Source organism: Iningainema tapete BLCC-T55, from assembly GCF_014698965.1.
In the GTDB taxonomy this organism is placed as follows: Bacteria; Cyanobacteriota; Cyanobacteriia; order Cyanobacteriales; family Nostocaceae; genus Iningainema; species Iningainema tapete.
The window spans coordinates 62,002-86,992 of the sequence record NZ_JACXAE010000071.1; the positions used below are offsets into that span (position 1 = coordinate 62,002).

Annotated in this window: 22 protein-coding genes; 12 read left to right on the plus strand and 10 right to left on the minus strand. The window is 40.4% G+C overall.

Features of this window, described 5'->3' with window-relative positions; genetic code table 11:
* Window positions 1-106: 106 nt before the first annotated feature.
* The 9 genes from hepA (at window position 107) to ICL16_RS20915 (ending at window position 10,876) form a co-directional block, all read left to right on the plus strand.
* Window positions 107-1,972: a heterocyst formation ABC transporter subunit HepA gene (gene hepA / locus ICL16_RS20875; protein WP_190831525.1), complete on the plus strand. Its 1,866-nt coding sequence runs from the start codon at window positions 107-109 to the stop codon at window positions 1,970-1,972.
* 208 nt (window positions 1,973-2,180) lie between these two features.
* On the plus strand, window positions 2,181-3,359 hold the full coding sequence (locus ICL16_RS20880; protein WP_190831528.1) for a glycosyltransferase family 4 protein: 1,179 nt from the start codon (window positions 2,181-2,183) through the stop codon (window positions 3,357-3,359).
* Between the two features lie 38 nt (window positions 3,360-3,397).
* Entirely contained in the window at window positions 3,398-4,549 is a 1,152-nt protein-coding gene (locus ICL16_RS20885; RefSeq protein WP_337907097.1) for a glycosyltransferase family 4 protein, read from the plus strand.
* A 105-nt stretch (window positions 4,550-4,654) separates the two neighbouring features.
* A complete protein-coding gene (locus ICL16_RS20890; protein ID WP_190831531.1) occupies window positions 4,655-5,647 on the plus strand; it encodes a glycosyltransferase family 2 protein in 993 nt (330 codons plus the stop codon).
* A gap of 43 nt (window positions 5,648-5,690) precedes the next feature.
* On the plus strand, window positions 5,691-6,857 hold the full coding sequence (locus tag ICL16_RS20895; RefSeq protein ID WP_190831533.1) for a glycosyltransferase: 1,167 nt from the start codon (window positions 5,691-5,693) through the stop codon (window positions 6,855-6,857).
* A gap of 63 nt (window positions 6,858-6,920) precedes the next feature.
* The gene (locus tag ICL16_RS20900; protein ID WP_190831536.1) at window positions 6,921-7,892 is read left to right on the plus strand and encodes a glycosyltransferase family 2 protein; all 972 of its coding nucleotides are present in this window, start codon (window positions 6,921-6,923) and stop codon (window positions 7,890-7,892) included.
* Window positions 7,882-9,297 (plus strand): O-antigen ligase domain-containing protein, encoded by a 1,416-nt coding sequence (locus ICL16_RS20905; protein WP_337907098.1) that lies wholly within the window; start codon window positions 7,882-7,884, stop codon window positions 9,295-9,297. The genes ICL16_RS20900 and ICL16_RS20905 overlap by 11 nt, the downstream gene beginning before the upstream one ends.
* 112 nt (window positions 9,298-9,409) lie before the next feature.
* Window positions 9,410-10,603 carry an MBOAT family protein gene (locus ICL16_RS20910; RefSeq protein WP_190831539.1) on the plus strand — a complete coding sequence of 398 codons (1,194 nt, stop codon included), beginning with the start codon at window positions 9,410-9,412 and terminating at the stop codon, window positions 10,601-10,603.
* 30 nt (window positions 10,604-10,633) lie between these two features.
* Complete coding sequence (locus ICL16_RS20915) at window positions 10,634-10,876, plus strand: acyl carrier protein (RefSeq protein ID WP_190831541.1); 243 nt, start codon at window positions 10,634-10,636, stop codon at window positions 10,874-10,876.
* 43 nt (window positions 10,877-10,919) lie between these two features.
* Here ICL16_RS20915 and ICL16_RS20920 read toward each other — a convergent pair whose 3' ends face one another.
* The 5 genes from ICL16_RS20920 to ICL16_RS20940 all read right to left on the minus strand — a co-directional run bounded on the left by ICL16_RS20920 (window position 10,920) and on the right by ICL16_RS20940 (window position 16,985).
* On the minus strand, window positions 10,920-11,864 hold the full coding sequence (locus tag ICL16_RS20920; RefSeq protein WP_190831544.1) for a glucosamine inositolphosphorylceramide transferase family protein: 945 nt from the start codon (window positions 11,862-11,864) through the stop codon (window positions 10,920-10,922).
* Window positions 11,864-12,814, minus strand: coding sequence for an NAD-dependent epimerase/dehydratase family protein (locus ICL16_RS20925; protein WP_190831546.1), 951 nt, complete (start codon window positions 12,812-12,814; stop codon window positions 11,864-11,866). The genes ICL16_RS20920 and ICL16_RS20925 overlap by 1 nt, the downstream gene beginning before the upstream one ends.
* A 62-nt stretch (window positions 12,815-12,876) precedes the next feature.
* Window positions 12,877-13,941: a glycosyltransferase family 4 protein gene (locus tag ICL16_RS20930; protein WP_190831548.1), complete on the minus strand. Its 1,065-nt coding sequence runs from the start codon at window positions 13,939-13,941 to the stop codon at window positions 12,877-12,879.
* A gap of 100 nt (window positions 13,942-14,041) precedes the next feature.
* A complete protein-coding gene (locus ICL16_RS20935) occupies window positions 14,042-14,812 on the minus strand; it encodes a PIG-L deacetylase family protein (RefSeq protein ID WP_190831550.1) in 771 nt (256 codons plus the stop codon).
* 19 nt (window positions 14,813-14,831) lie between these two features.
* The gene (locus ICL16_RS20940; RefSeq protein WP_190831552.1) at window positions 14,832-16,985 is read right to left on the minus strand and encodes an NHL repeat-containing protein; all 2,154 of its coding nucleotides are present in this window, start codon (window positions 16,983-16,985) and stop codon (window positions 14,832-14,834) included.
* 487 nt (window positions 16,986-17,472) lie between these two features.
* On the opposite strand from ICL16_RS20940, the gene ICL16_RS20945 reads away from it, so the two are divergent.
* Complete coding sequence (locus ICL16_RS20945) at window positions 17,473-18,621, plus strand: glycosyltransferase family 4 protein (RefSeq protein ID WP_190831554.1); 1,149 nt, start codon at window positions 17,473-17,475, stop codon at window positions 18,619-18,621.
* A 108-nt stretch (window positions 18,622-18,729) separates the two neighbouring features.
* Complete coding sequence (locus ICL16_RS20950; protein ID WP_190831557.1) at window positions 18,730-19,866, plus strand: glycosyltransferase family 4 protein; 1,137 nt, start codon at window positions 18,730-18,732, stop codon at window positions 19,864-19,866.
* 5 nt (window positions 19,867-19,871) lie between these two features.
* Here ICL16_RS20950 and ICL16_RS20955 read toward each other — a convergent pair whose 3' ends face one another.
* The 5 genes from ICL16_RS20955 to ICL16_RS20975 form a co-directional block, all read right to left on the minus strand.
* Window positions 19,872-20,243: a hypothetical protein gene (locus tag ICL16_RS20955; protein ID WP_190831618.1), complete on the minus strand. Its 372-nt coding sequence runs from the start codon at window positions 20,241-20,243 to the stop codon at window positions 19,872-19,874.
* A 145-nt stretch (window positions 20,244-20,388) separates the two neighbouring features.
* A complete protein-coding gene (locus tag ICL16_RS20960; RefSeq protein ID WP_190831559.1) occupies window positions 20,389-20,649 on the minus strand; it encodes a hypothetical protein in 261 nt (86 codons plus the stop codon).
* A gap of 116 nt (window positions 20,650-20,765) precedes the next feature.
* Window positions 20,766-21,173, minus strand: a complete 408-nt coding sequence (locus ICL16_RS20965; RefSeq protein ID WP_190831620.1) for a PIN domain-containing protein — start codon at window positions 21,171-21,173, stop codon at window positions 20,766-20,768.
* 30 nt (window positions 21,174-21,203) lie between these two features.
* Window positions 21,204-21,431 carry a hypothetical protein gene (locus tag ICL16_RS20970; protein WP_190831561.1) on the minus strand — a complete coding sequence of 76 codons (228 nt, stop codon included), beginning with the start codon at window positions 21,429-21,431 and terminating at the stop codon, window positions 21,204-21,206.
* 90 nt (window positions 21,432-21,521) lie between these two features.
* Entirely contained in the window at window positions 21,522-23,138 is a 1,617-nt protein-coding gene (locus ICL16_RS20975) for a mechanosensitive ion channel family protein (RefSeq protein WP_190831622.1), read from the minus strand.
* A 320-nt stretch (window positions 23,139-23,458) separates the two neighbouring features.
* Between ICL16_RS20975 and ahcY the strand changes: the two genes are divergently transcribed.
* Window positions 23,459-24,736 (plus strand): adenosylhomocysteinase, encoded by a 1,278-nt coding sequence (gene ahcY / locus ICL16_RS20980; RefSeq protein ID WP_190831563.1) that lies wholly within the window; start codon window positions 23,459-23,461, stop codon window positions 24,734-24,736.
* Window positions 24,737-24,991: the final 255 nt, after the last annotated feature.

A 24,991-nucleotide genomic window follows, 5' to 3' on the forward strand; every position in this document is an offset into this window, starting at 1 on the left:
AACTGCCTTCTTAATTCATTTGCCGCACTAATTACTTATGAAAAATTTTATTTGACAACATGTACAAAAAGCGGTGGCTCTCACGATATACTATTGAAAAATACCTATGCATCTTAAATCAAAACAGCTTCAAAGCCTACTGAAAAATATAGTTAAGACTACTAGCTTTTGGCGTAATAATCAATTGATATTACGAGAGTTTAAACACTTTCGCAAAATTGCTGTTTTGGCTTTAGTGTTTTCGTTTTTAGCAGCAACTTTTGAGGGTGTTAGTATTGGGTTTCTACTTTCTTTTTTGCAAAACTTAGCAACTCCTAATGCCGAACCAATTCGCAGTGGAGTGGGCTGGTTTGATACTTGGGTTTTGGCAGCAGATAGTGCATCGGCAATGGTTCGCCTGGTACGAATATCGATTCTAATTTTAATTAGTACCTGGATTAGAGCAATATTTAACTACTTTGGACAAGTATATACAGAATTAGGTCAACTTTATTTGGGCGATCGCCTGCGCAAGCAAATTTTTGAACAGTTACAATCTCTACCACTCAGCTATTTTAACCAAACTCGTTCTGGTGAACTAATCAATACCATTACCACAGAAATTGAAAGAATCAGACAAGGTTTCAGCGGCGCATCATTTCTCTTAACAAGAGGATTAACTATTCTTGTCTACATCGTGTGGTTGCTGAAAATATCCTGGCAACTAACAATAATTTCCATATTATTATTTACACTATTAGGCGTAGGACTGTCAACACTAAATGGCAGAGTGCGAGAAGCCAGTTTTGACATGACCACTGCTAATGGTAAATTTACTTCCACAGCAATAGAGTTTATTAACGGAATTCGTACCATTCACGCATTTAGTACTCAAGAATTTGAACGTCAGCGCTACTACAATGCCAGCAACCAAGTAGTCAACGCTTCTACCAAGGTGATCAAAATCTGGACACTAGTAAAACCCATCGCCGAAGGAATAGCTAGTACAGTTCTGATCGCCATGATTCTTTTGTCATTTTCTCTTTTTAGTAGTACAAATGGCACATTTCAAGTAGGTTCTTTGCTCACGTTTTTCTTTGTGCTGTTTCGCCTCGTGCCGATTGTCCAAGAAGTTAATGGTACTTGGGCATTTATTAGCACCCTTGATGGTTCGGCAGAAAACATTAAAAGCTTGTTGAGAACAGAAGATAAAACTTACTTTGAAAATGGCAAAATTCAGTTTCAAGATTTTCAACGCTCAATAGATTTGCGCTCTGTTGACTTCAGTTACGATCGCCAAAATCTAGTGCTTAGTAACATTACTCTCTCGATTGAAAGAGGAACAATGACAGCACTAGTGGGAGCATCTGGAGCAGGGAAAACAACACTCGCTGACTTGATCCCACGATTTTACGATCCTACAGAAGGAACCGTTTTTATTGATGGCATCGATTTACGCGAGTTTGAGATCAACTCCCTACGGCGTAAAATGGCTGTAGTCAGTCAAGATACATTTATCTTTAACACTAATGTTTGGAATAATATCGCCTATGGAACACAAGAGGCAACAGAAGCTTCTATTAAAGAAGCAGCTCGACTAGCTAATGCCTTGGAATTTATTCAAGATATGCCCGAAGGTTTTGAAACACAACTCGGAGATCGAGGTGTGCGCTTATCTGGAGGGCAACGGCAAAGACTGGCGATCGCTCGTGCTTTGTTGCGTAACCCAGATATACTTATCCTTGACGAAGCAACTAGCGCTTTGGACACAGTATCAGAGCGTTTAATTCAGGAATCTCTAGAGAAACTTGCCGTCGGGAGAACAGTTATTGCTATTGCTCACCGTCTTTCTACAATTGCCAAGGCAGATAAAGTTGTTGTTTTAGAACAAGGGAAGATTGTGGAACAAGGTAATTATCAAGAGTTACTTGAGCGTCGCGGTAAGCTGTGGAAATATCATCAAATGCAATCGGAGATGGGTTCGGTGAGTTGAGGTTTTGAATGATTAAAAACCGCACTCCTACGCAGAGAGCGCAGAGAATTATTGTAGGTTGGGTTGAACTTGTGAAACCCAACCATTTGTTTAAATGTTGAGTTTCGTTCCTCAAACGCCAGATGCCTACGGAGGGAAACCCTCATAGGCGCACTGGCTCCCCAACCTACTTGGGTAATTAAAAATTAACAGGAGGTGCATAGTTAAAATGTTTAAAGTTTTTCTTACTTGTAATACTGAGTTAGGTATAGGAGGGCAGGGAGGCTGTTTAGCAAATGCAGCGGAAGCTTTTAGTAAATTAGCAGATTTAACTGTATTTACTGCTGGTGTCAAAGCTCCGGATGCTAATTTTTCTGTTCAGACTGTTGGCTATTCTCGTGCTTCGGAGCGTTTGCTCTCTATTCCTGTGCTGCGTCGTCGTACTGATTGGGCTGTATTACTTTCTGATTTACATTTTGATCGACAAGTTAGTAAAAGATTACAAACTCAAAAGTGTGATTTGATTATGGGTGTAGCAGCCCAAACTCATCTCGCATTTAAGGAAGCTAAAAAGAAGGGTGCTAAAGCTTGGTTGTATTGCCTCAATAACTACCTTCCTTTTATGCAGCAACAAATTCAAGAGGAGCAGCAGTTTCTGAATGAACCTACTGTGGCAACAATGAATCCTCAAATGCTGCGCCGTTTTACTTGGGAATGTGAAGAGGCTGATTTAATTGTTGTTCTCTCTCAAGTTGCTAAAAAAACTTTTATTCAAGCTGGTTTTCCTCCAGAGAAGGTTGCTGTTCTTACTCCTAGCATTAATAGTTATAGGTTTCGCCCTGCAGCCAAAAATGATTCTGTTTTTCGCGTGCTTTATGTGGGTTCTATCGGACCTCGTAAAGGTGTACATTATCTAATACCAGCTTTTTTAAAAGCTAATATTGCTAATTCAGAATTATTGCTAGTGGGTGGTGCTTCAACCAGAGTAATGCGACTTTTATTAGAGAAAACACTGGCAGAAAATTCTCATGTAAAACAAGAGGGTTGGAATTTTAATGTTCACGATCCAGTGCCGGTGTTTAGTCGTGCCAGTGTACTGGTTTTACCTTCTGTTGAAGATGGTTTTGGATTGGTTGCTCTCGAAGCAATGGCTTGCGGATTACCAGTGATTGTTACTTCTAACTGTGGTGCTGCTGATGTTGTGGAAGATGGTGTTAATGGCTTTGTTATTCCACCCAGAGATGAGAAGTCTCTAGCGGAAAAATTGACTTTTTTAGCAGCTAATGAATCTATTCGTGAATCTATGGGGATCGCTGCTAGAAGTACTGCTGTTGCTCATAATCAAGAGTTTTATAATCAGGCGTTACAGCAAATATTAATTGCTCAAGGATTGGGAGCAAACTTGTAATTTTCAGCAATATGTGCTAACTAAGGAGGAAAAATTAAGTGAACACTGTAATGCTTCATCCGAGCAATGATACATCAATATCTCCAGACCTAGTTTACCAATGCTCTAGTTTTAATGTTGGTAGTGGTGGCGGAGTAGAAACCTATTTAGGCTCTTTGTTTGATTACCAGATTCCCGGTATTAGCTCACAAGTACTTAAATCTCTTCAAAATGTAGATCAGAGTAAGTGCAAACTACTGCACATTCACAGTGTTGATTTGCTATTGCAGCTAACAGGAGAGTGTCCGGCAGTCTTCACAGTACATAACCACTCAGTATACTGTCCTAGTGGCACAAAATATTTAGCTGGATCTCAGGTAGTGTGCGATCGCAATTTTTCTCTGTTCGGATGTACTTGGGGAAAAATCGTTGATGGCTGCGGTAGTCGCAAACCTTTAAGAGCGCTTTCAGAATTTCAGCATACTCATCAGATCTTAAATTTTAGTAAAAACTTTAAAAAAGTTACCTTCGCTGCTAATAGTGACTACGTGCGAGGACAGTTGATTAAAAGTGGCATTCCAAGAGAGCAAACTGTCACACTACGTTATGGTACTCCTATTCCGAAAGTAGCCACTGCACCCCTTACTAAAGAAACCCATCAGCAAAAAAGAATTTTATTTGCTGGAAGGATTGTTCCTGATAAAGGATTAGAATGGTTGCTAAGAGCATTAGTACACACTCAACCGTTGATTAAACTTGATATTGCAGGTGAAGGATGGGATAAACCAAGATTACTTACATTAGCTAACAAACTAGGATTGAGCGATCGCATTACTTGGCACGGCTGGTGTGATAGTAACAAAATGAACATGCTTTACCAACAGTGTATGGCAGTGATTTTTCCTAGTGTCTGGCCAGAACCTGCTGGGCTAATCACTTTAGAAGCTAGCGCCCGTTATCGACCTGTAATTGCCAGTGCAGTAGGAGGTATACCAGAACACCTACAAAATGGACACACTGGTATTCTCGTACCAGCCAACGACTTGGAAAAGCTTGCTCAGGCAATTACCGAGTTAGAAACAAATTACGACAAGTGCCGAACGATGGGAGAAAAAGGTCGTGACTTATATATGCATAATTTTACACTAGATGTTCATGTCAAAAATCTGTTAAGTCTTTATGAAAAAACAATATTAGACTTTTCTGCTTAAAGAGATTAAGACTGTAATAAGTAATATCCATCAACAGGGTATGGGCATAGCGTAAAATGAGTGAGGTGTAGCTTTTGTTATTTAAAACACAAGGATTTAACAAATATGTTACAAATAACGAATAGTCCACAGCCTTTAGTCAGTGTTATTATACCTACTTACAATCGGGTAGAATACCTCAAAGAAGCACTGAATAGTGCTGTTAAACAAACATACCAGAATATCGAAATTATTGTTTCTGATAATTGCAGTACAGACAATACTCAAGCGGTAGTTGAATCTTTCCCAGATTCACGTATTCGATATTGGCGACAGCCCACAAATTTAGGGATGTTTGCCAATCAAATGTATGCTTTCAAGGCAGGGCGGGGTAAATACGTCGCTAGTCTTCATGATGATGATATGTGGAAGGAAGATTTTCTCGAAAAGCTTGTTCCACTAATAGATGCAAATCCAAATTTAATTTTAGCTTTTTGCGACCAATATATTATAGATGGCAAAAGCAATATTAATCATACTGCTACAGAAATAAACACAAAAGCTTACAAACGTCATCTTTTAGCAGAAGGAATTTATCAAAACTTTGCTGAAATAGCAGTAATAAATAAATCTATACCCACTGCTGCAGCTTGTGTGATGCGTAATCAGTTGATTGATTGGGATAGTATTCCACCAGAAGTAGGTGGAATGTGGGATTTGTACCTATCTTATCTTTGTTGCCGTTCTCAGTGGGGAGCTTATTATTATCCAGAAAGACTCACATTCTACCGCGAACATGAGCAAACAGATACAAAGGTAAGTGGAGGTAATCCAGAGGCAAAAATTCGGAAAGCAAAAAATGAAATGTTCTGTTATGAGCGGTTTATGGAAGATGAACAGCTAGAGAAGTTTAAGTTGTATTTTAAGCAAAAATGGTTAGAATCGAATACGACTCTGGCTATTGGCTTACTACAAACTGAAAATACAACACAAGCACGTCCCTATCTGTGGCGTGCTTTTAGCGAACAAAAGTTTAATTTGCGAACTCTAGCAGCACTTACTTTAAGTTTTACTCCGCGCCCCTTAGCTAATCAATTGCTGGGAGTATACGCAAAGTAAGTAAAATCAGGGCAAGAAATATATTTTTTAGGGAAGGTAGTGCGTGAAACTTTGTATTGTCACCCATCAAATCAAAAAAGGAGATGGGCAAGGACGGGTAAATTATGAAGTGGCAAAAGAAGCTCTCCGTAGAGGTCATCATCTCACATTGTTGGCAAGTGAAATAGCCCCAGATTTGCAAGAAAATAATCAAGTAAACTGGGTAGAGATTGCGGTACAAGGATGGGCTACTGAATTTATTCGCAATTTCATTTTTGCTCAAAAAAGTGCAGATTGGTTGCGCAAGAATCGCTCTCAAGTTGATTTTGTCAAAGTTAACGGAGCCATTACAAGTGCAAGTTCAGATGTCAATGCCGTACATTTTGTACATAGTTCTTGGCTACAATCGCCTGCCCATATTTCCCGGATTCAAAAAAATTTATACGGTTTGTACCAGTGGTTATATACTGCAATGAATGCTTTTTGGGAAAAACAAGCTTTCCAAAAAGCAAAAGTTGTGGTGGCGGTATCAGAGAAAGTGGCACAAGAATTAAGAGACATTGGCGTACCAAAAAATCAAATTCGTGTGATTTTAAATGGAGTTGACTTGTCCGAGTTTTCTCCTGGTAAAGTTGCAAGAAGTAAATTTGGTCTTCCAGAACATGTCACAATGGCACTGTTTGCAGGAGACATTCGGACACCAAGGAAGAATCTAGATACAGTACTCCGCGCTTTGGTAAATGTGCCAAAATTACATTTAGCAGTTTTGGGAGAGACAAAAGGTAGTCCTTTTCCTCAACTGGCGGCTTCTTTGGGGGTAAGTGAACGAGTGCATTTTTTGGGGTATCGGCGTGATATTGCACAAATTATGCAGGCGGTAGATTTATTTGTGTTTCCATCTCGTTACGAAGCTTGTACTTTGGTACTGTTAGAAGCGTTAGCATCAGGACTTCCTGTAGTGACATCAACGGCAACAGGTGGTGCAGAATTAGTAACTTCTGAATGTGGGGTAGTATTATCAGATTCAGATGACTTTGATGGTTTGGCAACTGCACTATCATCATTGGTAAGCGATCGCTCACTCATCGAGCAAATGGGTAAAGCTGCTCGAACTGTCGCCGAAAAATATAGCTGGGCGACTATGGCACAAACTTATGTGGAGCTATTTGAGGAGTTGGCGCAAGATGACTCTCATACAGTATTAGCGCAATCTGCTCCATCGATTGTGTAGAGACGCGATATATCGCGTCTCTACGATTCGTTATAAAAATATTGTAATAAACACATTTAAATAATGATTATTACTGTTATTGTACCAACCTACCGCCGTCCCCAAGACCTAAAACGTTGCTTAGAAGCACTACAACGCCAAAATAGGCAACTCGATCAAGTTGTAGTAGTGGTTCGTGATACGGATGTGGAAACTTGGGCATTCCTCAATACCTTCAAAGGACTACCACTACAAACCGCGACGGTAGTAGTTCCAGGTGTAATAGCAGCAATGAATGCAGGTCTTGATGCTGCCATTGGGGATATTATCGCATTTACTGATGACGATGCTGCACCTCATCCTGATTGGCTACAACGTATTGAAGCACATTTTAGTAGCGATCGCCGCGTTGGTGCAGTGGGTGGAAGAGACTGGGTACACAGAGGCACTCAAGTTTTAGATGGAGCGCAACCAGTAGTAGGAAGATTACAATGGTTTGGGCGAGCGATAGGTAATCATCACTTAGGAGTAGGAGAACCCCGTGAAGTAGATGTCCTCAAGGGAGTAAACGTAAGTTACCGAAAAGCAGCAATTACGGGAATGCGCTTTGATGAACGTATGCGCGGCACAGGAGCGCAGGTACATTTTGAACTGGCATTCTGTTTGACAATCAAACGTGCCGGATGGAAGCTAATTTACGATCCACTTGTGGCAGTAAATCACTATCCAGCAGAACGTTTTGATGAAGATCAGCGAAACAAATTTAATCATACTGCATTCATTAATGCAGTACACAATGAAACCCTCGCTGTGCTAGAACATTTATCACCTGTACAAAAAGTTGTGTTTGCCGTCTGGGCAATATTAGTCGGGACGAGAGAAGCATTAGGTTTTGTACAGTTGTTCAGGTTACTACCAACAGAGGGAACTTTGGCGGGAAAAAAGTGGCTGGCTTCAATCCGTGGGCGATGGCAGGGGTTTTTGACGTGGTGCAATCGCTCCTCAATTGGTTCTCAAACATCGTCTTTTGTTGTAGGAGCTTCTCGTGACTTATAAACAAACCCTTTGGCAACCTTCTCCCGACAACGCAGCGCAGCCAACAAGTATGGCTTGGCTGGCAATTGGCGGGCTAACACTGTTCACTATCGTTTGCTACTTTGGCGGTGCAGGGAATTTACTACGCCAAGTATTTCCTGTTGCAAGTTTCTTGGTAGGCGTTTTCCTTTATGCTCGATATCCTTGCCTTTACATCGGCTACACTTGGTGGGTGTGGTTTCTCATTGCATTGCTACGACGTTTAATTGATTTTAGGAGTGGTTGGGTAGATCCTAGTCCCATATTACTAGCACCTTTCTTAGTTACATTAATTACTTTTTATACATTTATCCGCCACTTACCCAAGTCTTACCGCATGGGTGGTTTGCCTTTTATATTGTCAATATTTAGCGTTATCTACGGCTTTCTGATTGGACTAGTTAACTTTTCGCCAGTTCTTGTCTTTAGGACAATGCTAGACTGGCTCTCTCCTGTGCTGTTTGGTTTTCACATATTTGTGAATTGGCGTCACTATCCTAATCTACGCGAAAACACCAAGACAGTATTTCTTTGGGGTGTACTGCTAACTGGTGCTTATGGTATATATCAATATTTGGTAGCACCAGAATGGGATACAAATTGGTTAGTCAATACAAAATTGACATCCTTCGGTAACCCTGCACCGTTGGAAATTCGTGTCTGGAGTACCATGCACTCTCCAGGTCCATTTGCGATCGTAATCATGGCGGGGCTAATATTATTATTTAGTAGCCAACACCCATTGCGTATCCCTGCTTCAGTAGCTGGCTACTTAGCATTTCTACTTAGTATGGTACGCTCAGCTTGGGGAGGTTGGTTGGTTGGTTTACTCAGCTTGCTCAGCAGTCTCAAACCGAAACTACAAATGCGTTTGGTTGTGACGATCCTGGTAATGGTAATATGTGTAATACCATTGACAACTATTGAGCCTTTTGCTCAGGTGATCAACGAGCGTTTTCAATCTTTCGCAAATCTTGAGGAAGACCAAAGTTATGTGGATCGTTCTAAAAATTACGATCGCAACATCGGTATTGCTCTTTCTAACGTACTAGGTAACGGCATTGGTGGTACATGGTTTGTTGACAAAGATGGAAAACTAATACAAATTGTTTTAGACAGTGGTATTCTCGATACTTTTTTTGCACTAGGGTGGTTTGGCGCTATTCCCTATTTAGGTGGAATGATTCTACTAATCTATACTTTATTCCAAGATTCTAGCTCTCGCAGCGATCCTTTTGCCAATGCTTCTCGTTCGATCGCTTTAGCAATCGTCTTTCAGCTAATTTTTAGTAGCTTGATGATTTCTCTTTCTGGTGTAGTTTTATGGGGATTTCTAGGTTTGGCGATGGCAGCCAAGAAGTACAATCATCATCAATTAACTATGTAGCCCACACCCGCGCATGGTGTGGGCGGGCGTATTGCAAAACTGACAAAATATACGGGTGTGCAGCTGAAAGCCTAGACGAAAATATCAGTTGCTAACAGGAAATTAAATTTCAATGTTTCATGCTTTTGAATCAATTCATTACTGGCTAGTTCTTAGCTTTACAGTACTTCTGTTTTGGCTTTTGCCTAAAGAATACCGTACTCCCTTTTTAGCATGTGTTTCTTTTGGCTATGTATTCAGTATACAACCAACAGGAGTATTTTCGATTGCAATTTGGGTTTTTTTATTCTTTTTTTTCAGTCGTCAAATTTCCCAAGGAAAGGAATGGACGAAAGGGCTTGTACCAGTAGCGGTAATTAGTATTGTATTTTTTCTTTGCTTTTACAAATATATTCCTTTTTTACTTGCAGCATGGGGAATAAAAAGTGCTGCAATTGCTATTGTTATACCAGTAGGATTGAGTTTTATTGCCTTCCGTCTCATCCACTACATTATTGAGAGTAGCCGTAATCAACTTCCCCCCTTCACAATCAATGATTTTATTGCTTACGCTTTCTTTTTCCCTATATGGATTTACGGACCAATTCAACGTTTTGACAGATATCTCAATGAACAAGAAAATACTTTTAATCGAGAACATTTATTTGTAGGATTAAAGCGCATATTTTATGGACTTGCCAAAAACTTCATAATTATTCATTATGTTTTAGAACAACTTTATGGTAATGTAAACTCACCACAAATTTTGCTGGCAAATCTTGACCAAATCTCCAGCATTGAAATTTGGCGCTACTTGGGTGTTCACTGGCTGATCCATTACATAGACTTTAGTGCTTATTCTGATATCGCCATTGGTTCAGCGCAGATGTTTGGCATTAAAATTATGGAGAATTTTAAATTACCCTTGTTGGCAAAAGACATATCAGATTTTTGGCGACGTTGGCATCTGTCATTATCTAACTGGTGTCAAACATACATATATATGCCCATCATTGCTCATACACGTAACCCTTGGTTAGCGGTATACGGCACTTTCTTAGTGATGGGATTGTGGCATCCTACTTCTTGGCAGTGGATTTTGTGGGGAATTTATCATGCTACAGGAGTAAGTATATTCCGTTTATGGAATAACTTATATCGGCGCAGAAAGTGGACATTTGCTAATCACCGATTTGCCGAAGTTTTTGGTAGAGTGATAACAATTTTATTTGTTGTCGCAGCAGGTAGTTTTACTGCACTTGTCGATATCGGAACCGTCGCTGATAGTTTTCGGGTGCTTGCCAAAACAGTTTTTATTAGCTATTAAATAGAACGACAACATTCCAGGAGAAAAGAAATGCTTCAGTTACAAGAACAAGAAATATTTCATCTCATCCAAGAAGCTACAGGTCATAATACCTCTGATCTTCAAGAAGATACAGCATTATTTTCGAGTGGAATTATGGATTCTCTGGCGATGCTTGACTTAATTTCACTTGTGGAGAAAAAACTTAAAATCAGAATTCCTCCTCAAGATATTCATTTAGGTAATTTAGATTCAGTCAACAAAATTCAGAAATATCTCTCATCTAGAACATAATGCTAGATCCCCGACTTCTTTTAAAAGTCGGGGATCTAGGAATCTAGCCTCTACCATCTACGCAAGCAATCCATTTGCCGTCAATCAAATGGGGATCAACGTGATGCATCCCAGCACCATTCCACCCACTACCACTTGGTGAGACTACTAATTTTTGATCGATTTCTCGTTCTTGATAATTTGTAGTTGTCAACTCAGTAATCTCAAATGCTCTCACTTGAGTACCATAATCTGGCAGACAGTCTTGAGTGTAGCGAATAATGCGATCGCCTGTCACTAAAACTCTACCTCCTGGTCTAGCAATATGTCCATTGCCCTTGACAACTGGACTTTGAGGGTGTTTTAACCAAGGACCAAAAAGTTCATCTGCATAATATAGATGGAGAGTGTCAAATTTATTTTCCGTACTATTTTCTGTAAATAGCCACCATTTGTCAGCATAACGGAAAATAGATGCATCTAAGAAAAACGATCCATTGAGAAGCTCACCAACAAAACTCCATTCTGTGGGAAATTTTGATGCTTTGTAGAGTCTAATTGCACTTGCTTGATGAGTTTCGGGAATCATGTAGTACTCATTCATCCATTCAAAAACGTATGGATAAGATAAGTGAAATGGTTCAGCAAGTACAATTTTTTGATACTGCCAATTGAGCGCATCAACACTAGTTGCTAGTCCAATTTCTCCTAGATATGTTTTTTGATTTAGCACTTCAAAGAACATAAACCAAGTTTGCTCAACTTTGATCATAAAAGGATCGGCAACAAATTCTGCTCTCACGTCAGTTACATCTCGACGGCTTAAAACAGGATTTTTTACTCCTTTATGTGCAGCTAAATCAATCGGAGATTCACCCTGGTAAATGCCAATTGACCATCTTTGTTTATTTGTCAATGCCCCGAATGGTAGTTGATTTGCTATTTTAACTGGCAAACTATTAATTAGTACCAAACGTAGTTCTTTGATGATTTTTTTGAAGGGACTCATTAGATTTTAACTGTACTTTTCTCGTTCAGTTTCTGCCATTCTACTAAATTTTGTAAACCGGATTCAACCGACCATTGAGGTATGAAGTTTAGCACTGATGAAGCTTTGGATATATCAGCTTGAGAATGAAGAATATCTCCAGGGCGAGGAGGTGCAAAGCTTGGTTCTAACTGCCACTGAGGATAAAAGGTTTTCATTATATTCACCAGTTGCAGTAAAGAAGTTGATTTTCCTGTGCCAATATTACAACTGATGGCTCCAGGAGCAGTAGGTGTTGTTAAGGACTTAGCAAAAGCATTTGCTACATCTTTAACAAAGACAAAATCTCTTGTTTGACTGCCATCTCCATAAATTGTAATCTGTTTTCCTTGTTGCATGGCTGAGACAAATATAGAAATTACTCCTGAGTATTGAGAACCTGGTACTTGTCGGGGACCAAATACATTAAATAAGCGTAAGCCAATAAATGATAACTCAAATTGTTTGGTAAATAGATCAGCATATTGCTCACTTACCAATTTTTGCAAGCCGTAAGGAGAGATGGGGTTGGGAGGCTGTTCTTCAGAAATTGACTTTGGTATTTTGTCACCGTAGACAGCAGCCGAACTAGCAAATACTAGTTTAGGAATTTTTAAAGCTTGACACAGTTCAATTACAGCTACAGTTGCAGACAAGTTGTTATGATGAGCGGACAAAGGTTCCATCCAGGATTGAGTTACTGATGGTGTAGCTGCTAAATGGGCAATGCCATCAATTTTGAGATGAAAATCTTCAGGCTGACAAGCTAAAACATTTTTTTGAATAATATTCAAATGAGGATGTTCAGGCAGGTTTTTTAAGTTACCTGTAGACAAATCATCTAAGACAGTGACGTTATGTCCTTCTGCCAATAGCTGCTCTGTAAGGTGAGAGCCAATAAAACCCGCGCCACCAGTAACAAGAAAATGCATATAACGACTAAAAAAGTGTAAGAGTATACAATGTGCTGCAGCTTTAGGTTAGCACAAGAAAATTAATTTAGTATTAATTCTTTGTATACTAATAGTGTTTCTTTGTGAACGCGGGCAACGTTCAACCGCTCTAAGTTTTGCGCTGCAAGGTTTCGCCAAGATTGTTGTAAATCAGAATTACTCAGTAATTTTGCTAAGGAGGCTGCTAAACTTTTGCTGTCTCTAGCAGGTATAAGTATCCCCGCTTCTCCACCGTCTAATGCTTCAGGTATTCCGTCTACATTTGAGCCAATAATTGCGCAACCTGCTTCTCTTGCTTCTGGAATTACCAAGGGAGAGGAATCAAAGTAGGAAGCTAGTACAAAAATATCAGTGGCTAGTAGGTAGGGTTTGGGTTCGGATTGGAAACCTTCAAAATGAATACGTGAGTAACTAGGTTTTTTCCGTGCTTGCTGTTCTAATGACTCGCGATCGGGACCATTTCCTACTAAGTATAAATGAGCATCGGGAAAATCTTCAGCAATTTCCGCAAAAGCGTCAATTAATTCCCCGACTCCTTTGCGTCGATACATCCCTGATACTGTAGTAATAGCAGGGTGTTGTAGGGGCGAAGGCTGATAATCTTTTAATTGGCGGCGATTACGGGGACTACCTAATGTGCCATTAGCTACCACACGCATTTTTTGCCATGGGATACCGCGTTTTGCCATTAAATCGCCTACTGCTTTACTAACGACAATTACCCTGTCTCCCAAACCCATTAACACTGCACTGCGCTGAAATGCGTTATGTACTGTGGCAATTAAACCATAGTGATAACCAAATCTTAAAGTCCGCGCCAGTACAACTCCTGTCATCATGTGCCCATGAACAATATCTGGCTGAAACTCTTGGATAATTGAGCGGTAACGCCCAGCCGCTTTTATGATATTGAGTGGTGTCCGAGATTGATTGAGTGGAAAATGTTTCGCACCATGTTGTTGTAATAATAACTCGTATTCTCCTCCGGCAGAGGCGATCGCCACATCATGACCATCTTTTGCTTGCAAACAAGCTAAATCTACTGCCACATTGACAATCCCATTGCCAATTTCTTGTATATGATTAGTTAAATGTAAGATCCGCATTTAAATCTCCATATTTTTTACTAATAGTAAATTTATAAGTTTATGTTTGTGGAGAATCTTTGTAGAGACTTTCTCTGTAACGTCTCTACATTATTTGTCACTAATATTTTACTTGAATAAAGACCTCATCATATATCAAAAATTTCTCAACAAAGCCATAGGGTAAACTTTTAAGTTGAGAACAATAAGCTGCTATGGCTTGTTTCTTTTTCTCTCGAACAGACTTAATTGACAGTCGGTAAGCAGAGGTTGTATTTTGAATTTTCAACAGAGTAAGTAAAGACTTTCTCCATAACAACCAAATAGGATACTGTAGGAGTTCAACGTCAATACCTGCTTGAGAAAGTGCTATCGTTACTAATTCATAGGTAGCTTCATGATCTGTATGGGTATCTTGGCAGTGGGGAACATATACTTCTTCTGGTTGATAAAACTTGAGCAGTTCAGATAACTGCTCAATTGTCTGTTGTCGTTCTTGTTGATGTAAATTTTGTAAAGCACCATCTGGCTTCGCTAAAAAGTGAACATTACTCGGTGCGACTCCCAAAATCCCTAATGCACTCAAAGCTTCACTTTTACGTATTTGGATGATTTCATCTTTCGACAAACCCACTCCACCATTGATGTGTCCATCTGTAAGAAAAGTTACTACTACTGGTATACCAAGTTCGCGTTTAAGCGCAATCATTCCACCACAGCCAAATGTTTCATCATCTTGATGAGGAGAAAACACCATTGCTGATTTCTGGTTCAACGCTAGTGGTTTACTTCCAGTGTGTAACCATTGAAATAGTAAGTTGGCACGGAAATTTTTGAATGAATCAATCCAACTACGCGGAACTAGTTTCTTGATGACTTGTGTTGCATTCATAGGTTCCCTGAATGATTGTTTACCCCCGTAACTGATACATAATCACTTTTGCTTTTTCATCTTCTTCAACAAACACCACATACTCTCCATTAGAACGGCGGAAAGCCCGGATGCCATAGGGTATATCAATCCAACCACTTTGACTGGCTACTTCAGGACCAGGTCTAAACTTTTGTACTAATTTTCCTGTCGCTGCTTTGTAAACGTGAACCTCTGCCTTTTTAAATGTCACAGCAAACAAGTAGTCTCCTGCTACACTCATCGCTGCTGTAGACAACTCTCGCTTACCTGTGGTGTCGTAAGGAATCACGGTTCGCCAACGCGGAGTGCGATTGCCCTTACTCCAATTATCAAATCGAACAATTTCCGAGCCAGCTACTCCCCAATCATCCCCAATCGCCGGATGTTCTTTGGTAAAGCCTGACAAATACATTGTGTCTGTGTTGGGAAAATACTCAATCCGTCGCACATCAGTAAATATGCTGGGAGTTTTTTCCTTGCGCATTGAGCTATAAGTATAGATGGGATTGCCTTTAGCATCTAACCCTTGTAAAGGATAGTGGCGAATGCCATCAGATGTGCGCAAAGTTTTCCACACGTCACCTTTGCTATCTACCCACCATCCCCCAACATAGGGATAATCTTTGCTGCTCAAATATTCACTCTTATCAAAAGCACCGTTACCGTTACTATCCCGCCAAATCCATTCTCCGTCTGGTTGAAAAGGAGGCCAACTTCCTTTGATCATTTTTCCATTTTCTGCTGTGCTGACAAACATGGCTGATGGTATGGCAATTTTTCCATCCGTACTAGGGTTGTAACGATACACTTCCATAAATATACCATACATGTCTGTAAGGTATAAAAAGGGTTTATCCTGAATGCGGCGAAAGAATGCTGAAGTTGGTCCTGTGTGCAAGCGGGGATCTTGAGGATATTTGAAAGGATTTAGTGTGTAGGCTTTGTAACTCCACTGTTTGCCAGATGGTTTAGTATAATCCATCACGAATTGTTCTTGCTTAGTGTATACCTCCTTTCCATCTGTTTTTGGATCGACGTCGGCATTGTCCACAAATTGCAAACCTAGTAACCGCCACTGCATCGCTCCTGATGGCGAGAATTTCCGCAAATCAGTTCCTGAGTTATTGAAACCGTTATTATTTACATAGATATTACCCGCAGCATCTGTCCCAATGGCAGTTAAACCGTAAAGTTTTAAATCTCCTACTTCACCCGACGTACCTGCATAAATGCCACCTTTGATCCCAAATGTTCCTGCCAAACTTGGTTTATTTTTGATGTTGTAAATTAGTATTTGTTGACGCACTCCATTGTCAGCCACCAAAAGTCTGTTCTGATTATCCACTGCGATCGCCGTGGCTTTAGCAACGTCGCTAATTTGTTCGCTCAACTGATTACCTTGTTGAGAATAATGCACTATCTTCGCTCCTACACCGTCTTTGCTCTGCAGAATCCACAACGAACCTTGTTTATCAACGGCTATCTTTCCAGGATTATTAATCGCAAAGCTGCGTAACTTTTTCATCGTATCCAGATTGTAGACGTGAATTTGGTTTGCACCGCCTTCACTTACGTACAACTGCGACTTCACAATTGCCAGTCCCGTAACTTCATTTTTGGTACTGACAATTAACATGCTTTTATCCCAACCCCGCCCGTTTGGAAACGGTGCAGGCTTTCCCGACAAGTTGTAGCGTCTTACACAATACCAAGATGTTTTCTCTGGGGGATAATCTTCATTCTTGCTACCTGTTGATCCCTGGGACATGGCAACGTAAATGTATTTATTATTAGCTGTTACGGCTTTACCACCTGCACGTTCCCATCCGTGAAGGTCTTCGGCTAAACCAATTACGTTACCATCTTTATATATTCCGGCTTCTCTTCCCCCTTCATCCCAAGCACTGTTAGTATAAACTGTGCCATCTGCACTCACGTGAAGTGCTAGTACAGCATTCTGTACCCACTTGCTTCCTCCACCAAAACTATTACCTAACCAAGATGTTTTATAGGTAATTGCCCCTGTTTCACTGACCGCAAAAGATGCGGCGATCGCGATCGAGGCTACTAATCCAGTAATGAGTATTAATAAATACTTGAAAATTTTTTGCTGCCGAAAATGTTCACCAAATAACTTTATTCTGCTAATCATGGTTCTGAATTTTTATACTTTAAAACTATTTAGTTATTTACACAGATAAGGATAATCCTGTTATTTTTTAATAACCTTAAACATAACTAGCTACCTGCCATTTTGGCTAAAATTTGGCAGATTGTCAGTATTTAAATTTTAAATTTACATAAAAATAATTAATGTTAATAGTTTAAGTTATAATTACCTAAACTTTTTCCTCATCTTATTTACATAAGTTATCTGAAATATTATCTTTTCATCTACTACTTTACAAAAAATTTATAAAATAAAAACAGAAGCTTTATAAAATATGGGGTAAAAAATAAATGGAGTAAGATAAGAATAACATATCTAGAGCAAATGACCGTATAGGTAAAAAATTCAAGATTTAATGAATTATTTTATTGATTTGCATTCTTATATTTAATTTGAATAAAGAAAAAAATAAGTTATAAGACCAATAGAGATAAAAGATTAAGCTTGGGAGAACATTCTTGTGGAAGAAATGACAAAAAATGCAATGAGTGCGTCTATTCTTTGCTTAGGTTTGGGATGGTTTCCCAAAACTCCAGGAGGACTGGAAAGGTATACATATGAATTAACTCATCAATTAGCAGCGCAAGATTCTGTAGAACTATGTGGAGTAGGTTTACCAGAAGAACAATTAAATTTAGCGATAAAACTAACTAATTTGGCGTCGCCAGATAGTGCGATGTGGAAACGTTTGTGGTCAATCAGACAGAAATTTAAGCAAACAAGAACAGGAAAAATAGACGCCATAAATCTACATTTTGCCTTATACAGCTTACCAATTTTGGATCTTCTACCTAAGGGAGTTCCAATTACTTTTAACTTTCATGGTCCTTGGGCATTAGAAAGTAAGCAAGAGGGAATTGATAAACTTAAGGAGTTTGTACAACAAACACTAATCGAAAAAAGAGTTTATCAGCGATGCGATCGCTTTATAGTTCTTTCCAAAGCATTTGGTGAGATTCTGCACCATCACTATCAAGTTCCCTGGGAGAAAATTAATATTATCCCCGCAGGAGTTGATTTAACTAGATTTCAGCCAAACTTATCACCAGATGAAGCACGAACTCAACTAGGATGGCCAAGCGATCGGCAAATCGTATTCACATCTCGCCGCCTAGTACAACGAGTGGGAGTTGACAAATTACTGGATGCATTAGCGACAATCAAGCCCAGAGTTCCCGATGTTTGGTTAGCAATTGGCGGTCGAGGTCCACAACAAGCAGCTCTACAACAACAGGTGATAGAATTAGGACTCAACGATCAAGTTAAATTTTTAGGTTTTTTACCTGATGAGCAATTACCAGTAGCATACCAAGCCGCAGATTTTACTGTCATGCCTAGCCAATCTTTAGAAGGGTTTGGATTAGCAACAATAGAATCTCTAGCTTGTGGCACTCCAGCCGTGTGTACTCCTGTGGGTGGAATGCCAGAAATTTTAGAACCATTCTCACCGCAATTGATTACCAACTCTGCTGAAGCTTCGGCGATCGCCGAAAAATTGGAACAGGTATTATTAGGCAAAGTACCAATGCCCTCATCAGAAGCTTGTCGCGAGTATACTGTCACCCACTTTAATTGGGCTAAAATATCCCAACAGGTGCGACAAGTTTTACTCGCATAACAAAACTGTAGACGTTCCGGCGAATATCCCGTAGAGACGTTCCGGCGAATATCCCGTAGAGACGTTCCGCCGGAACGTCTCTACAATTTAAAATAAAAAAAATCAATTATGAAAATTCTATTTCTAGATCAAAGCGGTAAACCAGGAGGCGCAGAGCTATGCTTAATGGACATTGCCAAACCATACCGCGAAAATTGCTTAGTAGGTTTATTTGCTGATGGTTCTTTCAAAAACTTACTACAGCAGAATCACATTCCAGTTGAAATTCTGACAAATCAAGCAATTAAAGTTCGCAAAGAAAGCAGCCTTACGCAAGGATTAAGCAGTATCGGTCAACTTGCACCTCTAGTTACAAAAGTAGTGCAACTTGCGAGTAAATATGATATAATCTACGCCAATACACAAAAAGCATTAGTCGTTGGAGCGCTAGCTAGTTTTTTTAGCCGTCGTCCTCTAGTTTACCATCTACACGATATTCTTTCTCCTGAGCATTTCAGTCAAACCAACCGTCGCATTGCAGTAAACTGCGCAAATCGTTTTGCCTCTCTTGTCATAGCAAATTCACAAGCAAGTCTTACCGCCTTTATCACCGCAGGTGGGCGAGCAGACAAGACAAAAGTAGTTTATAACGGCTTTGACCCCAAGATTTATCAGAGTAATGAGAAAGATGTCAGCCAAATCAGACAACAACTAAAAATAGATGGACAATTTGTAGTTGGACACTTCAGTCGTCTTGCACCTTGGAAAGGACAGCATATATTAATCGAAGCATTGGCTCAATGTCCAGAAAAAGTAACAGCAATTTTAGTCGGTGATGCACTGTTTGGTGAACAAGATTATGTCCAAAGTTTACATCAACAAGTGGCGGCACTGGGATTATCCAATCGAGTGAAGTTCCTGGGATTTCGTTCAGAGATTCCCTTATTAATGGCAGCTTGTGACTTGATAGCACATACTTCGATCGCACCAGAACCTTTCGGGAGAGTGATTATTGAGGCTATGCTCTGTGGAAAACCTGTAGTTGCCGCAAAATCTGGCGGTGCAATAGAATTAGTAGAAGAAGGTATCAATGGTTTTCTCGCTACACCTGGCAATCCTCAAGAACTTGCCCAAGTGATTATTACTTGTCAAACAGAAAATGAGTTGACTGGGGCTATAGCTAATCATGCACGTATTACCGCCAGTCAGCGTTTTAATGTGGCAACTATTAATCAGGAAATTGCGCAGTTATTAAATGCGCTTTAGTTTATCTACAAACCAACAAGTTCACGGGATTCAAAGTCTGTGAGTTGTTGAGCTATTTTTAGTCTGGCTTCCAATTTAGCTATGCTAAACTGGTTACGCAGATATTCTAGATGGGCTAAAGCATTGGCTTTTTCCGTTGTTAATCGGTTCAGAGTGTCGATCGCCGTTTGATATTCTTGATTAACAAGCAGCACCTCAAAGCGACGTGCTTTGCGTTGCGCATCGTTTTTCAAATCCGTCTCAAAGGCGGCAATCCGATCTGCATTGCCTTCAAATCGGTTAATCTGTAATTGAACTGCCATCCACTGTGAATCTATTTCATTCACTCTTTGCGCAGCTTGAGCAATTGCCCCTGGATAATGACTCAGTTGCATCATCATGTAATCACATTCCTTAGTAAAAGTCTTCATCAAAATCAGTAGGGAAGTTTGTGAGTTTGTAAGTTTGTGAGTAGACGATTAGTTTTTTTCTCCCCCACTTCCCTACTCCCCTACTCCCTCACTCCTCTACTCCCCTACTCTTCTACGCCGCTTCCCTCAGTTGTGGTCTCATCACCTCTGGAAGATTCAAAGATAGCTGCTCGGCGTGAGGTACTGCAGCTTGCTCTAAAACTTGAACTTCGATATTCACGCTTACCAAATAACTGCCTGTGTCAGCACCAACGGCTTCAGCAATTAATTTAGCAATATCCGGGCGTTTAGCAGTCAGTGGGTCACGTAAGATACATCGATCCCATTCATGCTTTGCAGTGGGATTCAGGCTGAGAATATAGTGCTTCATCATATTTCAAACCGTTGAAACAATCTTCCCGAAGGCTGTCACATCGCTCTTCTATTATAGTACATTAGTACCATAACAGGTAATTAGGAGCAGAGTGGAGTGTGACAAATTACTTTTGTTCATCCTGCAATCAAATCAGATAGCAAAACTACTTTAATTGTGGGTGGCAATGCAGCAAATCGCCGATCATTAGTTAAAAAGGTTTCACACCCACTCAAAAATGCAGTTGCAGCATGAATCGCATCTGGTAATCTAAGGTTAGTGATAGTCCGTAATCTTGCAGCTTCAATCAATACATCTCGATTTACCGGAACAACCTCAAGTACCTCCGTACTTTGCAAAGATTGTTGATAAGCTGCCTGTAGTTGCAGATTACAATTCATCAAAGGTTTAACTAATACCTCTGCCAAAGTCAATTCACTGGTAAAAGCTTTCAGAATACCTACGTCTACCCTATCAAAAAGCTCATTTAGTTCATCTACAAAATCAGGATAACCTTCTATTGCGTAGATAAAAATATTTAGTATCTAAATAAACTCTTGTTCCTTGAATAGCATTTACAATGACCAAGCATCCCGCTCTTTACTAATAAAGTCATCCGCTTCCTGTGGTGTGGCAAAACAACCTTTCCCAGTTCCAATAATACTACGTAAAGATTGTCTCTTTTTAGCTAAATCCCGAATCACAATTACATCTACTAAATCACCAGGAGTTAATTCTGGTGAACTAAATTCAATAACTCCGCCTGGTTTAACAACCACCTTTTGTCTAAGTTCTTGGCTCATTTTTTTGTCCTTTTTATCTTTATTATACCATAAGGCATTCCCATGCTCAGCATGGGAACGAGATACACCAAACAGACAATCAGCTAATCATTAATTTCCCTTGCCATCTAAGTGAGCTTTCAAGGGTAGAGCATCATGAACAAAAACTGCTGGTTGTAGCTGAGGAATGTTAATTCCTGCTTCATCAAAAGCAACTTTGAGTCGGCGGCGAAACTCTCTTGCTACCTCCCATTGTTTGAGCGGTTGTGTTTTAATCCAAACACGAATAATTAAACCGCGATCGCCAAAATTATCTACGCCCAAAATTTGAGGTGTTTCGATAATTTGTTCTTGCCATCGTGGATCTCGATCCATGTCCAAGGCAACAGTTTCAATTAACTTCAAAGCTTTGTTAACATCAGCATTATAAGCGATGGGAATATTTAAGTCAGCGCGTGACCAACGACTAGAAAGATTGGCAACAATTTTAATTTCGCTATTAGGGATTGTAATCAAACGTCCCTCTGCATCTCGCACTTGAGTAATGCGCAAATTCATGTTTTCGACTAAGCCGCCCAAATTACCGACAGTAATCACATCACCCAAGGCATACTGGTCTTCTAAGATGATGAGAAAACCGTTAATTGCATCTTTGATTAAACTTTGCGAAGCCAAAGACACAGCAACACCAACTAAACCAGCACCAGCTAGTAAGGGAATAATGTTTATCCCCAAAAATGTTAGAGCTACTAAAATACCGACGGCAACCCAAGCGATGGTGACAATACTTTTAGTCACACCAGAAATTGTCGAAACTCGTAATTGTAGACGTTCGGAATTTTCTGGAGTTAATAGAGCACTACTGTTGACGATCGCCGAGGTAAAGCGGTCAATCAAGGCATAGCTGAAACGGGTAGCTACGTAAGTTCCCACGATCACAATACCTATTTTCAAAGGAATTTGCAACCCAAGGAAAATTGCTAGCTGTAGCGATCGCGTGTAAGGAAATAGACCGAGTATATAGAATGTTCCGCCACCCCAAATCGTTCCTTGTGTGAGTTGAAACAATCGTTTTTTTGCTTCGTGGAGATGACGCACCTGCTGTTTGCGTAACTGAGTTGTCAGCGGTTGATCTAATGGTGTTGGCGGCTGTAAAAGTTGTGCCGAATGCTTTCTAGAACGGCATTGCCACTGGTAGAGTCCCCAACTAATCAAAATTATGGTTAGTCCGCTACCAGCGGCGATCGCTCCTTGGCGGATTAAACTAGAAGTCTGTCTTTCTTGTTTTGCGCGGGTAAGTTCTTCAACCAATTCTGTGCTGATTTGTTCTGCCGCTTGTGCTGGATCTCCATCGACTGGTAGATATTGAGCATCATCTCTGGTAACGGTCATCAAATATTGGTTGTTGACATAAATTACTGGTAATCCTTTTGATGTCCGAGTCTGCACTTTGACGGATTGTTCAGGCGAGTCAAAATAATTTTGGCTAATCTGCTGGAGATTTTCTTGAACATTTTCTACACGCTCCGTTAGATTCGCCCTTGGTCCAGCTAGTTTAATCAATCGACGACCATCTAAATAAACCCAATGAGATACAACTCTACTGTCTGAGTCATTGCTTGAACTAGTAGAAGGTTGTAAGTTGGGTAAAAAGGGAAGTAAGGGAAGTTGGGCATCAGCTTTTGGCACAAACCAAACTGATATGGCTATTGATCCGGCGATCGCCATAAATTGACGCACTACTAACACCTCCTTATAGTTACTGATAATCTAAGTATGATTGATTTTTAATTTTTGACTTTTGACTTTTGACTTTTGACTTCCGCACAGCGGTGCCTGTCCAAAGTTGAGTTTTTACAAAACTTTACCAAAAAAATACAAAAAAATTTATGTCTTGGGATAGATGTTTTGTTAAACAGGTAGCAAATTACTAATTTAGAGTGAGTGAATAGTTGAAGCAAAACTCTTTTCACTTTGGCGATCATGGAATACTCTAGTAAAGTGCGTTAATCATGACGCACATTTTTGACACAATTGAGGACTATTTAATGACCGCAACTTCTCCCCGATTAAAGCACGAGGTTAAAGACCTCGCCTTAGCTTCCTTGGGAAGACAGCGCATTGAATGGGCTGGACGCGAAATGCCAGTATTGAAGCAAATTCGCGATCGCTTTGCCCAAGAAAAACCCTTTGCAGGCATTCGTCTTGTCGCTTGCTGCCACGTAACAACAGAAACAGCCCACTTAGCGATTGCGCTCAAAGCAGGTGGAGCAGAATCCTTGTTGATTGCTAGTAATCCCCTTTCAACTCAAGATGACGTAGCCGCAAGCCTCGTTGCCGATCACGACATCCCAGTCTTTGCCATCAAAGGTGAAGATAACGAAACTTATAACCGCCACGTCCAAATCGCTCTAGATCATCGGCCTAACATTATTATTGATGACGGCTGCGATGTAGTTGCCACCTTAGTTCAACAGCGTCAACACCAATTAGCTGACATCATTGGCACTACAGAAGAAACCACAACGGGTATTGTGCGTTTACGCAGTATGCTCAGAGATGGCGTTCTCACCTTCCCGGCAATCAACGTTAACGATGCCGACACCAAACACTTCTTTGACAACCGCTACGGTACAGGGCAATCCACCCTCGACGGCATTATCCGCGCTACAAATGTTCTGCTGGCAGGTAAAATCGTAGTTGTTGCAGGTTACGGCTGGTGCGGTAAAGGTACAGCAATGCGGGCACGCGGACTTGGTGCTAACGTGATTGTGACAGAAATTGACCCCATTAGAGCAATTGAAGCAGCAATGGATGGTTTCCTTGTGTTACCAATGGCAGAAGCTGCGGCTCAAGGCGACTTATTTATCACCGTTACTGGGAACAAACACGTAATCCGCTCTGAACATTTCGATGTGATGAAAGACGGTGCGATCGTTTGTAACTCTGGTCACTTTGACATTGAAATTGACCTCAAATCCTTGGGTGATAAAGCTAAGGAAGTCAAGACAGTACGTAATTTCACCGAAGAATACCGCTTACAAAATGGTAAATCTGTAATCGTTCTCGGTCAAGGACGCTTGATTAACCTTGCTGCAGCAGAGGGACACCCCAGCGCGGTAATGGATATGAGCTTTGCTAACCAAGCACTGGGCTGCGAATACTTGGTGAAGAACAAGGGTAAATTGGAACCAGGTATTCACTCCATTCCAACAGAAGTGGATCAAGATATTGCTCGACTGAAGTTACAAGCGATGGGAATTCACATCGATTCCCTCACACCAGATCAAATTGAGTACACCAACTCTTGGACTTCTGGAACTTGATAAGCCAAGAAATTAATTTCTTGGCTTAAAGCTCAAGTCAGAAGACAGCTGACTGAGTAACTCTTTGGGTTCGTTTTAACGGACTTGAGTTATTAGCCCTTACATAAGTCAAGGCGTACAAAGCTCAAGATCCCCGACAACTTCTGCGAAGTCGGGGATCTTTGTCTATGCTTGCTTCATTCACAAGAACTTTTTCCAGGTGGTAGCGTCTGGGGTACTGAATACTAACCTAACAATAGGAAAATTGCGGCTGAG